The organism is Cypionkella sp. TWP1-2-1b2 (assembly GCF_049896245.1).
Classification (GTDB): Bacteria; Pseudomonadota; Alphaproteobacteria; order Rhodobacterales; family Rhodobacteraceae; genus Cypionkella.
This window is the reverse complement of record NZ_JAFCTX010000068.1, coordinates 1-9,906: the sequence shown is the minus strand read 5'-3', so window position 1 is coordinate 9,906 and position 9,906 is coordinate 1. Positions and strand designations below refer to the sequence as shown.

13 protein-coding genes and 3 pseudogenes are annotated in these 9,906 nt (G+C 59.5%); 9 read left to right on the top strand and 7 right to left on the bottom strand.

Annotated elements, in window-relative coordinates; translation table 11 throughout:
• Nucleotides 1-156: 156 nt before the first annotated feature.
• The 6 genes from ACP7AP_RS23390 to ACP7AP_RS23365 all read left to right on the top strand — a co-directional run bounded on the left by ACP7AP_RS23390 (nt 157) and on the right by ACP7AP_RS23365 (nt 2,390).
• On the top strand, nt 157-474 hold the full coding sequence (locus ACP7AP_RS23390; protein ID WP_426038221.1) for a toprim domain-containing protein: 318 nt from the start codon (nt 157-159) through the stop codon (nt 472-474).
• A complete protein-coding gene (locus tag ACP7AP_RS23385) occupies nt 471-920 on the top strand; it encodes an AAA family ATPase (protein WP_426038219.1) in 450 nt (149 codons plus the stop codon). The genes ACP7AP_RS23390 and ACP7AP_RS23385 overlap by 4 nt, the downstream gene beginning before the upstream one ends.
• A 45-nt stretch (nt 921-965) precedes the next feature.
• Nucleotides 966-1,166, top strand: coding sequence for a hypothetical protein (locus ACP7AP_RS23380; RefSeq protein ID WP_426038217.1), 201 nt, complete (start codon nt 966-968; stop codon nt 1,164-1,166).
• Nucleotides 1,163-1,372, top strand: coding sequence for a hypothetical protein (locus ACP7AP_RS23375; RefSeq protein ID WP_426038215.1), 210 nt, complete (start codon nt 1,163-1,165; stop codon nt 1,370-1,372). Before ACP7AP_RS23380 ends, ACP7AP_RS23375 begins: the two co-directional genes overlap by 4 nt.
• Nucleotides 1,369-1,767, top strand: a complete 399-nt coding sequence (locus tag ACP7AP_RS23370) for a hypothetical protein (protein ID WP_426038213.1) — start codon at nt 1,369-1,371, stop codon at nt 1,765-1,767. The genes ACP7AP_RS23375 and ACP7AP_RS23370 overlap by 4 nt, the downstream gene beginning before the upstream one ends.
• A gap of 488 nt (nt 1,768-2,255) precedes the next feature.
• Nucleotides 2,256-2,390, top strand: coding sequence for a hypothetical protein (locus tag ACP7AP_RS23365; protein ID WP_426038211.1), 135 nt, complete (start codon nt 2,256-2,258; stop codon nt 2,388-2,390).
• 375 nt (nt 2,391-2,765) lie between these two features.
• Here the strand turns inward: ACP7AP_RS23365 and ACP7AP_RS23360 are convergent, their stop codons facing one another.
• The 3 genes from ACP7AP_RS23360 to ACP7AP_RS23350 form a co-directional block, all read right to left on the bottom strand.
• On the bottom strand, nt 2,766-3,584 hold the full coding sequence (locus ACP7AP_RS23360; RefSeq protein WP_426038209.1) for a DUF2182 domain-containing protein: 819 nt from the start codon (nt 3,582-3,584) through the stop codon (nt 2,766-2,768).
• Between the two features lie 6 nt (nt 3,585-3,590).
• Nucleotides 3,591-4,232, bottom strand: coding sequence for a DUF1326 domain-containing protein (locus ACP7AP_RS23355; RefSeq protein ID WP_426038207.1), 642 nt, complete (start codon nt 4,230-4,232; stop codon nt 3,591-3,593).
• Nucleotides 4,233-4,349: 117 nt separating this feature from the next.
• Nucleotides 4,350-4,634, bottom strand: a complete 285-nt coding sequence (locus ACP7AP_RS23350; protein WP_426038205.1) for a DUF4242 domain-containing protein — start codon at nt 4,632-4,634, stop codon at nt 4,350-4,352.
• 139 nt (nt 4,635-4,773) lie between these two features.
• Here ACP7AP_RS23350 and ACP7AP_RS23345 point away from each other — a divergent pair, with 139 nt between their 5' ends.
• Nucleotides 4,774-5,727 (top strand): LysR family transcriptional regulator, encoded by a 954-nt coding sequence (locus ACP7AP_RS23345; protein WP_426038203.1) that lies wholly within the window; start codon nt 4,774-4,776, stop codon nt 5,725-5,727.
• Nucleotides 5,728-5,829: 102 nt separating this feature from the next.
• Nucleotides 5,830-6,009: pseudogene (locus tag ACP7AP_RS23340) on the top strand (IS5/IS1182 family transposase); the annotation flags it as partial.
• 147 nt (nt 6,010-6,156) lie between these two features.
• Here the strand turns inward: ACP7AP_RS23340 and ACP7AP_RS23335 are convergent.
• A pseudogene (locus ACP7AP_RS23335) lies at nt 6,157-6,345 on the bottom strand (IS6 family transposase); the annotation flags it as partial.
• 473 nt (nt 6,346-6,818) lie between these two features.
• On the opposite strand from ACP7AP_RS23335, the gene ACP7AP_RS23330 reads away from it, so the two are divergent.
• Nucleotides 6,819-7,391, top strand: coding sequence for a VPLPA-CTERM sorting domain-containing protein (locus ACP7AP_RS23330; protein ID WP_426038201.1), 573 nt, complete (start codon nt 6,819-6,821; stop codon nt 7,389-7,391).
• Between the two features lie 128 nt (nt 7,392-7,519).
• Here ACP7AP_RS23330 and tnpC read toward each other — a convergent pair whose 3' ends face one another.
• The 3 genes and pseudogenes from tnpC to ACP7AP_RS23315 form a co-directional block, all read right to left on the bottom strand.
• On the bottom strand, nt 7,520-9,010 hold the full coding sequence (gene tnpC, locus ACP7AP_RS23325) for an IS66 family transposase (protein ID WP_426038199.1): 1,491 nt from the start codon (nt 9,008-9,010) through the stop codon (nt 7,520-7,522).
• Between the two features lie 195 nt (nt 9,011-9,205).
• Nucleotides 9,206-9,490 (bottom strand): annotated as a pseudogene (locus tag ACP7AP_RS23320) (IS21 family transposase); the annotation flags it as partial.
• A 54-nt stretch (nt 9,491-9,544) separates the two neighbouring features.
• Nucleotides 9,545-9,781, bottom strand: coding sequence for a hypothetical protein (locus ACP7AP_RS23315; protein ID WP_426038197.1), 237 nt, complete (start codon nt 9,779-9,781; stop codon nt 9,545-9,547).
• Nucleotides 9,782-9,906 lie beyond the last annotated feature (125 nt).

The window sequence follows — 9,906 nt, the reverse complement described above, 5'->3', positions numbered from 1 at the left end:
GAGGCTGGCAAGTCTCGCAAGGAACGGCGGACCGTAAAGCAATTGCATGCCGATCTCGTGGCGCTTGGCTTCACCGGCTCGTATGCCCGGGTTGCAGCTTTTGCGCGACGGTGGAAAGCCACATGCGTCAAGGTCGCGGGCCGCTTGCGTCGAATCATGGCGTTGTCAGAGGCACCGGGGCCGCTGGTGGTGTGTGAGGGGATAGAAACGGGCCTGAGCCTTCTAAGTGGGCTTCTGGCGAGTCCTGCGACTGTATGGGCGGCGCTATCCACCTCTGGCATGAAAGCCCTCGCCCTGCCCAGCGCCCCCGGCGAATTGATTGTGGCGACGGATTCCGATGATGCCGGGGCCGGATGGCAGGCGGGCAATGTATTGGCCGAGCGCGCCAATGCGCTGGGCTGGGCTGTGTCGCTGTTACCCGCGCCCGAGGGGATGGATTGGAATGACTCCTTGCGTGGGGGGATTGCAGCTTGAACCTGCCCAAACCCATCCCCTTTACACCGCAGGCCGGGGCCTCGCCGCTGATCTATGATTTTCAGGCATGGCAGGAGATCGACCCGGCACAAATCCCCCGGCTGCGGTTTGTCTATGGCGACACTTTTGCGGCGGGATACCTGAGCGTTACCTTTGCCGCGCCTAAGACAGGCAAGAGCCTTTTGGCGCTGTCCGAGGCGATAGACGCCGCCACCGGGCGCGGATTTCTCACGGGCAAGCCCGCCGCGCCGATCAAGGTTTTGTATTACAATGCCGAGGATGAATTAGCCGTCATTCAGGGCCGGGTGACCGTTGCCCAGCGCCTGCGCGCCGATCTGTGGGCCTTCGAGTGCAAAGACACCATGCGCGGCTCTGACTGGACCCGCCTTGATGCCATGCGCGCCGCGCTGTCGGCAGCCGAAGGCCGCGAAGCCCTTGCCGCCTGACAAAACCGAATTAACCGACAAAACCTCAATCCCAAAGGAAAGCCGATGAAAGACTTACTTGATGCGATGGACACAATCAGCGACGCCCGCCACTTTGCCGAGGCCATACGCATGGCGTTTGGCAGCCCCGAGGATGATGAAGCCAAGGCGATTGCCGCCGTCGCTTTTCACGTCACCACCCTGCTTGATGGCGCACTGACCGGGTTGAAAACCCTTATCCCCGGCATGGCCGAGGTGGCGCAATGACCATCGACTTTGATCGTAACACCATCGCTGTTCGTTGCGAGGATGTTTCCAACCTTCTGAGCCTCGCCCTTGATCTGGTGGCCGAGTTGGCCTTTGTGGACGCGAACGGCCACCGCATCCGGGGCATGGATCAACTGGACGCCCTGTTGCGCATGACACTCGCCCAAACTGTTGGCTTGCCTTCCCAGATCGAGGCCCTGCCATGAGCCTCGCCCTTCGCGCCGCCGTGGCGCTTCGCCTCAGCCTGAAATGGCTCTATGACCCTCGCACTGCGTGGCGGCGCCGGGAACCGCTGTTGATGCCAAAGCAAGGCATGGCCCCGGCACCGTCAGAGATTGCCCGCCTGTTCGCAGACTGGACTGCCGCCCGCGCCGCCTTAAACCTTCGCGCCAAGGATGGGCGCTTTGACAATGAGCCTGACCCGCACTTTGAAGCCATGATGCGGGCAGAGGATGCGATGATGATTTTCCCGGCAAAGACGCCCGCCGATCTGGCGATGAAGATATTCGCGGCAAACACTGGCGATGTGGTGCATCGCTGCCCCGAATATGAGCCGCTGTTTCTGGAAATTCAGGCGCTGGTGGGGGTGCCTGAAAAATAGCGCCGGGGTTCAACGCATCCGGGGCGAATGCTGGGGTATGACCCTAAGATTACCCTAAGGTTTCGCACCCCGCCTATGGAGTGATAGCCCCGCCCAGCGCGGGGCTTTCGCCTTGTGTGGGGGGCTGAACAAGCAAAAAAGGCGCGCTGGACGGGGGATATGTTCCAGCGCGCCTCGTAACCAAAAACCTTCAAAACGGATCAACAGAAACTTGCAAGCGCCGGGCAGCACCTGTTCCATCATAACTGGTGGGCATTACTCTGGTTCCGGCCAGTTAGAAGATATTCCTAGGAATCACGATTTCGTGCTACTGCCTGTCCATGAGCCGCCGAAGCACGCCACAAAAAGCCGTTGATGATAGGTCGTGGCCTATCCGCGTCTGTATCGTGGTGCCGGGCAGTGGCTTTTCGGGCGCGGGAATCGATCCCCATTCTTGGCTTATCAAAGAACTTGGGCTGAGCGGCTTTGCGTATCATTCGGCGGGGCGCATGTCGCGGGATGTTTCGGCGGTTTACTTTCGGACCTTGCAAGACGCACAACGCTTCTTTGACGCCTTCCCGACCTTGCAGCTTGCCGATGATACCACCTCGCCCCTTTACACTTCGCCCTACGCGCAAAAGTAGGCTCAAGCGCCGCAGTGCGGTATTCTGGCAGAAGTACACGCGGGCGGGGGGATGGGGTGTTAGCGCTGCATCCGCCTACTACGCACGCGCGGGGGATGGGGTCTTAGGCCGAGCGCCGCGCATTGCCGCACCGGGCAAAAGCGGGAAGGTGTGGCGTTTATTTTCCGAACTTGCGCCACGAAACACACGGCCAATTCTGCAAGGTGGGGGATGATGTGGGGGATGTGAAACCACAATTCCCGTAAAATGCATTAATTTCAATATGTTGTCTGGAGATATTGGCGGAGGGAACGCGACTGCCGTCGAACCTTCTCTGCGAAAATGTCAATGAAATCAATAAATGGCAGCTTGCGGGAAACTCGTCGAGCCTGCCGGTCAACCCGCATCAAAGTTTTGCAGTAACAAGGACAGACCGGCGAGGACTAGAGTTGCACCCATGGGACGGGCCAGACGATTCCCGCCGGGCACCAGCTTCTCGACGGCAACATAGAGTGTGATCCCGATAATCCACCAGATGTTCATCACCCCACCGACGAAGAGCAGCGCCATCAGGGCCCAGCAGCAGCCGAGGCAGAAGCCGCCATGCAGCAGACCCATTCGGAAGGCTGCAGCCCTGCCTGTCCTGCGGTGGCGGGTCAGCGCCTCGACCGGGCCGCGGCAATGGTTCAGGCACGCGGCCCTGAGCGGCGTCAGCTGGTACAGGCCCGCGCCAACCAGCATTGCGGCACCAAGCCAAGGCGTGGCCAGCGACATGAACATCGGAGAGATCAGGCCAAGCGCGGCAAGCATGCCTTGCGAAGCGGTGGCAATCACGCTGAATGCGGCCCAGATGGTGAGGTAGCCGAACGCGAACAGCAGCGGTGCCGCGACACTCCGACTTCGGTTCAGCGCACCGTAGAGCAGAATCGTCGGGGCAGCGCTTGGCACCATCATGGCGACCATCATCAGCCACCACATGACGAAGATCACCAGCGCGTAACGAGGCGTCCAGTGCATCGGTGAAATCATGTCTGGCGTACCGGCGATCAGCGCACCCGCAGGGCCGGTGTGGGCGGTCATGCCGATGGCGGACATGCCTGTCCCGCCGCCTGCAAGGATGAACTTGGCAGCGACAGCGACAGCAAGGAAAAGCGCCGCCGCCACGATGCGCCGATCGTGGCGGAGAATTCGGTCTGTGAGCCGGACATCTGACATCGCTCGTCAGGCCGCGTGGTTGATGACGCCCTTGCCGGTCATGTAGACCCGGCAAATATGTGCGTGCGTGCCATGGTTCTTGGTCAACGAAATGTCGCCCGAGGTCGTTGTTGTTCCACTCGCTACTTCGGCCTGGCGATATTCAAAACCGTTCGGCAGGTTGATGCGTGCGCGGTGTTCGGCACCCGTCACGGGGTTTCGGATCGGCTCGGCCTTGAGATCGAAGACGCCGGGAATGTTGACATGCCCGGTGCGGCCTTCAAGGTCGACGGCCAGATCGATCGGCTTGAACAGGGTTTCAAGCCGGTTGGGGGCCATCTTGTCGAACACCCAGAAGAATGTGGCCATGTCTTCGGTATCGCCACCCGTACCGATGGCTTCGACCGCTGCACGCTGTTCGGGTGAGGCACCGGCGTCGACGATCAACTGAATCGTCCCGTTGCCCATATGGATCGCTGCTGGCCACTTGGCCGTCATACCGAACTTCACTCCGTCGAGATTCACGTCGCCATAGTGGCCCTTGCTGATAATGAACCCGACCGCGGCCTCGCAGGTGCCGTCGGTCGGCGGCGCGTTGAACTGGCACGGACAACCGAAGGCGCAGTTGCAGTTGGCAAGTTCAAGCGCGTCAATTTCCCAAGGCGTCATTCTGTCCCCCTTTCATGGTGAGTCCCTTTGACCCATTCAGCAGTCTAGCACAGCAGGGCGGTTTTTTCTAGGCATCGGTGAGCGGGCGGCTGGTGGGGCAGCCGCTTGCCCACAGGATCAGTTGTTGGCCGTCAGCGGATCGATGATCTGCGGCACTTCGGTGATTTTCGCAATCGGGATGCCGCTCAGCTCCGCGTGCTTGCGAATCGAATCCTCGCCGTCGGCAAGATAGATGCAGAAGGTCTTGTTGCCGGCGACGTAGCTGTGCTGCCACTGGATCGCCGGCCCGATGGTGCTGAGGGCCTGATTGGACGCCCGCGCCGCGCCGCACAGTTCGGTGACGGAAAAATTCCCGATACCGGGAATGTCGCGTTCGATCATGTATCGTTTGAGAATGGCCATTTGGGTTCCTCCCGTTGATGACGTGCGTCCAGTTTAGCCCTGAACTCATGAACATCATAACCACATGTTCTTTAGCCCGCTAAAGGCAGGCTTCGGGATCTACCTTGAAAATTTGCTGGACTAAAGCTACGCTTTAGCGATGACTGCTGCATCGCATCTGAAGTCGCTACAGGCCTTGGAAATGGCCATCCGGGTCGGGTCTCTGACCGGTGCCGCTGACCGACTGGGAATCACACCCGCCGCAGTCGGCCAGCGGATCAGGTCGCTGGAGGACTATCTGGGCCGCGACCTTCTGTTGCGGCGCCGGTCGGGCCTCAAGCCAACAGTCGATCTGGATCACGCATTGACCGACCTCAAGGCGGCCTTTGCAGCGCTCGACAGGGTCACTGAAAACCTTGATTTCCAGCGCGTGGCCGAGATCCACATCGTGGCAGACCCCGACTGGTCAGAGCTTTGGCTGCTGCCGCGTCTGGCTGCTTTCCGTGTGGAGAACCCAAATATCCTGTTTTGCATCAACGGGGCTGGAGATATCCCGCTCCGGCTTGGCGCGCCTGATTGTCGGATCGAATACACAGATCCCGGCCGCGGCGAAGAATTGTTCCGCGATCACCTCTTGCCGATGACGGGTCCGGACAATTTGCGCCGGATCGCGGATTGGGACGCGCAGATGCCGCTGGAAGGCATGCCCTTCCTGCACTTGGAGGCACAACGCGACGATCCGCAACGGCCCGGTTGGCCGCATTGGGTGGAACGGTTCGGCTATCGCCGCGAAGGTGCCGGGCGTGGTGTGCACTACCGACACGCCCGATTGGCGCTGGAGGCGGTGCGCCAGAATGTTGGCTTTCTGATCTGCGGGCTGTCGCTGGTGGAAGCGGACCTGGAGAGGGAGCGCATCGTGCTGCCTTACCCGACACAACAAAGCCTTGTCGCGCCGATGCCCTATGTTCTGACCGTCACGGCACATGGCACCCTGCGGCCGCAGTTGCAGCGGTTCCTCGATTGGCTTCGCGGAGAGGCTAGCTTGACTCGACAGAGTTTGCTTCGCTCTACGGCTGAAAAACAGAGTCTACCGAGGGAGCAAAGCGCTTCTTAATTGTGAAAACATGTGGCGAAGGGCCATGTGCGTGGCGTTGTTACAGAACTCTGTCCGCAGAGGATTCGCATTGTGAATCTATGCGGTTAGACGGAGTGCAAGAGCAATCCATCACCCGCCCGCTACCGCACCACGAACTGGTCCAGCTACACTGCGGCGCTTCGCAAGCGCGGGTCGCTTCTGATCTGATTGGATAGGGGCATAACCTGGCTCGCGCCGCATGACGGAAGCCTTGGTCGCCCGTCTGTGTTCTCGGATGCCGCGATCCAGGGGTTCTGCCTGCCCTCTCGTTTCTCTTGTGACTTCTGCATCACAAGCATGGCGTATTGCGACGCCGTTGGGGAGAGAGCGGCATCCATCCCAACTCTGGGGAGCAATGGATTTAATTTAATGAAAAGTGATTTCAATTGCAGATTTCCGGCCGGTCCAAGTTGCGAACGACGGCCCAAACCTGTTCCACCAAAACCGCACAGTTTCGTGGCTAATCTCGACCCCGCGTTCGTGAAGCAGGTCCTCGACGTTGCGCAGAGAAAGCGGGAAACGGACATACATCATTACCGCGAGGCGAATGATCTCGGGGCTGGTCTTGAAGTACCGGAACGGGCTGGCTTTTGTCATTCGCCGAGGCTAGGCGAGCGCACCTGCCCGCACAAGAGTTTTGCTCTGACAGTGCCCGAACGAAAGCTGCAGGACAGTTTTGCCCGGCGCACTGAAAAACTGGTCCAACACGGAACGTTGAGGCGCGATCCCGGGCCGCTCCGGACCCATGCGACAGTTCAGATTAATGCCGCGCGCCGTCTGCGGCACGAAACACTTGATCGGCAGGCAAAATCCGGCACTCTTGCGGTCGAGCGGTAGCCCACTTGGGGAATGTCGGCTTAGACTGCGTAGTTTGTCTGCATGGCCTCACTCGAGACCAGTAAACCATAACATAGTCAAGAACATGGGAGAAATGATCCTCTTTCTGAAAATTCTTGCAATGGCTGATCTGCGCAATTACGGTTATTGTGTGCTTTTAGCGCGGAGAATCGGAGGCTTCGATCTCCGACGAACTTGAAATTTTTTAGCAACATCATCAGGAGCTTTGAATAATGATAGTCAGAACAAAGATTTTGGGAGCACTGGCTGTTCTTCTGACGACGGCTGGGATGGCCAATGCGACGACGTACACGGTGAACCAAAGCTTTGGTGGCGGCGGCGTCAGCGGAACGATCGAAACCGATGGGGCCATCGGAGTCATCGGAACATCCAACATTCTTAACTGGAGCCTCACTCTTACCGACACTCTGGGCTCGTTTTTTCTGAATGGGTTCAGCAATTCTGAGGTGCATATAGAAGGCTCGGCATTTTTCGCAACCGTCACAGATCTGCTGTTCGATTTCGATGCAGGGTCGGGATTTGTAGCGTTTCAAAACCCGGACTTTGGTTCGTCGCAGAACTTCTGGTGTATTGACAACGGCGATTGCGCAGACTTTACTGTGCCGGGTCAAACCGTGTCAGTCGGCTTTGCCGAGTGGAATGTCTCCGGTGCCCATTTTTCGGGTGTGGTAAGTATCGGCACGACCGTTGCCGCTGTCCCGCTGCCCGCCTCCCTGCCGCTCTTGCTGGCTGGATTGGGCGTTTTGGGGATTTCACGCAAGCGCCGCAAATCCAACTTCGCTTGATCTGATGATGGTTGTGCAGGAAGGGGCGGTTTGGTGCCCCTTTTTCATGGCCTGTGACAGGCGATTGTGGGTGTGTCGAAGGACCGGCGTCTAGAGCAGGTCGATAGTAAGCGTTCGGTCTGACCGCTCTACCTCGTTTTGTTCCACGGCAAGAGATCATCGACGCGGGTGATCTTGTAGTCTGGGATGCGGGCCAGGGTGTCGGCCAGCCATTCCTGCGGGTCGACGCTGTTCAGCTTTGCGGTCTCGATCAGGGTGTAGGCGATGGCGGCGGATTTGCCACCGGTTTGCGATCCGACGAAGAGGTAGTTTTTGCGGCCCAAAGCGATCGGCCGCATGGCGCGCTCGGCGGTATTATTGTTGATCTCCAGGATGCCGTGGTCAAGGTAGGGGCGCATCCGCGCCATTCGGCTAAGGGCATGGAGGATCGCGCCGGCCAAAGGGCTTTTGCCCGATATTCTGGGCAGTTGGGCGTTCAGCCAAACCTCCAATCCGTTGAATACGGGTTTTCCCTCGACCTGGCGGATCTCGACCCGTTTGTCCGGGGGTAATGCCCGTGCCACTTTCTCAACTGCATAGAGTCCGGCGATCCGCCTGATGGCCTCGTCGGCGATGGCCGAGCCTTGGGCCTTGTGCACATCGACGAACTTGCGCCGGACATGGGCCATGCAGGCGACCTCGCGGATGGCGCCATGGCGATACAGGTCTTCAAACCCGGCATAGCCATCAGCGTGCATCCAGCCGCTGTATTCGGAGAGATGATCCTTCGGGTGTTCGCCTCTGCGGTCGGATGAGAACCGATACCAGCTGGCGGGCGGGATGGCGCTGCCCCACGGGCGCTCGTCGCGGCTGTAAGCCCAAAGCCGGGCGGTTTGGGTCTTGCCGGTGCCGGGGGCCAACATCGCGACGGGGGTGTCGTCGGCGAAGATCGCCTGACCCGCCAGCACATGCCGCCCGATGGCGTCGGCCAGTGGTGCCAGCAGGGCGGTGGATTTGCCAACCCAGTCAGCCAGTGTCGAGCGGTCGATGTCGAGCCCGTCGCGATCAAAGATCTGGCTTTGACGGTAGAGCGGCAAGTGATCGGCATATTTGTTGACCAGCACATGAGCGAGCAGCCCCGGCCCCGGCCTGCCGCGCTCGATCGGTCGCGACGGCAGTGGGGCTTGCGTGAAGCAATCGCAGCCCGAGCAGGCCATCCGGGGCCGCACAATGCGGTTCACGATGAAGCGGCCGGGGACGCATTCCAGTTCTTCGGTCACATCCTCACCCAACCGGCGCAGCTTGCCGCCGCAATTGGTGCAGGCCGTGTTGGCCGGGATTAGTCCGACCTCCAAGCGTGGGATATGATCTGGGATCGGTTTGCGCTTCGGTTTATCGGCCGGTGCGTTCTCTGGCAGGTGCAGTCTGGCGGTCATCGCTGCGATGGCGATCTCGCTCATCTCCAGCGCCAATTGCAACTGATCGGCGGTCTCGGACGAGGCCCCGAACCGATGGGCACGATGGCCCGCCAATTGGTGCCGCAGCTTCTCGATCAAAACCGCCTGCGACTTCACTTCGGCCAGGCTCTGTTGCACAAATCGTCTGATGACCGAGGTTACCCTTTCCCCGGACGGACTCATCCCACGGCTTCAGTGACGGGTATGCCGAGCGCGGTGAAGCCGTTCAGGACGGCCACATGAACCGCCCCTTGTTTGCCGGAGACCTTCAACCTGACTAAGGATGAGGGCTATGGAAAAAAGTAAGACATCAAACCGTTATTCACCCGAGATGCGGGCGCGCGCCGTCCGCATGGTGCTGGAGCATCAAGGCTCCTAGCCGCCGGTGAATCCATGCTCTACCCGTAAACGGTCGAATACACGCTTGGCTGTATGGTGCTGCTTGCGATGGACATCCTTGTCGCTGTCGAGCCAGCTATCGATGATCTCGATAAACCCATCCAGCTTCGGCCGCTTGACAGGAACCGTCCGCCGGTAGCCGGGGGGGATCGAAAATGCCGTGGCCTTATCGACAGTGTCGCGCGAAATGTTGAAATGACGCGCCGCAGCGCGCTTGCTCATGCCGTCGGCACAGGCCAGACGAACCTTCAGGTAAAGTTCCACGGTGTAGATCTCCAAGCCCTCCATACAGTGCATGAAGAGCAAAGTGGCCGGTTTTTACGCCGCCCGCAGCAGGACTATCCCGCCGCTACCGTGGCCAACTTTTGCACCGCCGTTCTCATCAATCTCCAGCACTTCAAAGATGTCTCGGAAGGCATCAAAGGCCGGACGCAGGCGGGTGGCGGGGATAATGTATTTCTGGTCCAGCCGCTCCAGCATGGCAGCCTTGGTGTTCAGTGCGTCCAAAGAGATGGTGTCAAAGTACGACAAGCTTTCGGCGATGCGCGGTTCCATGTTCTGGCTGTAAAACAGCGTGCAAAAGTGACCAGCTGACGGGGTGGAACAGCGTCCAAAACTGACCACCCCAGTCGTGCAACAATCCCGCTTTTAGGCGGGAGCAGCTGGAGTGTTATGCGTGG

Excerpts from the sequence above, each read along its gene's own strand:
- ACP7AP_RS23390 (WP_426038221.1), top strand. The coding sequence starts at position 157 with ATGGCGTTGTCAGAGGCACCGGGGCCGCTGGTGGTGTGTGAGGGGATA.
- ACP7AP_RS23380 (WP_426038217.1), top strand. The coding sequence starts at position 966 with ATGAAAGACTTACTTGATGCGATGGACACAATCAGCGACGCCCGCCAC.
- ACP7AP_RS23375 (WP_426038215.1), top strand. The coding sequence starts at position 1,163 with ATGACCATCGACTTTGATCGTAACACCATCGCTGTTCGTTGCGAGGAT.
- ACP7AP_RS23370 (WP_426038213.1), top strand. The coding sequence starts at position 1,369 with ATGAGCCTCGCCCTTCGCGCCGCCGTGGCGCTTCGCCTCAGCCTGAAA.
- ACP7AP_RS23365 (WP_426038211.1), top strand. The coding sequence starts at position 2,256 with ATGTCGCGGGATGTTTCGGCGGTTTACTTTCGGACCTTGCAAGACGCA.
- ACP7AP_RS23360 (WP_426038209.1), bottom strand. The coding sequence starts at position 3,584 with ATGTCAGATGTCCGGCTCACAGACCGAATTCTCCGCCACGATCGGCGC.
- ACP7AP_RS23355 (WP_426038207.1), bottom strand. The coding sequence starts at position 4,232 with ATGACGCCTTGGGAAATTGACGCGCTTGAACTTGCCAACTGCAACTGC.
- ACP7AP_RS23350 (WP_426038205.1), bottom strand. The coding sequence starts at position 4,634 with ATGGCCATTCTCAAACGATACATGATCGAACGCGACATTCCCGGTATC.
- ACP7AP_RS23345 (WP_426038203.1), top strand. The coding sequence starts at position 4,774 with ATGACTGCTGCATCGCATCTGAAGTCGCTACAGGCCTTGGAAATGGCC.
- ACP7AP_RS23330 (WP_426038201.1), top strand. The coding sequence starts at position 6,819 with ATGATAGTCAGAACAAAGATTTTGGGAGCACTGGCTGTTCTTCTGACG.
- tnpC (WP_426038199.1), bottom strand. The coding sequence starts at position 9,010 with ATGAGTCCGTCCGGGGAAAGGGTAACCTCGGTCATCAGACGATTTGTG.
- ACP7AP_RS23315 (WP_426038197.1), bottom strand. The coding sequence starts at position 9,781 with ATGGAACCGCGCATCGCCGAAAGCTTGTCGTACTTTGACACCATCTCT.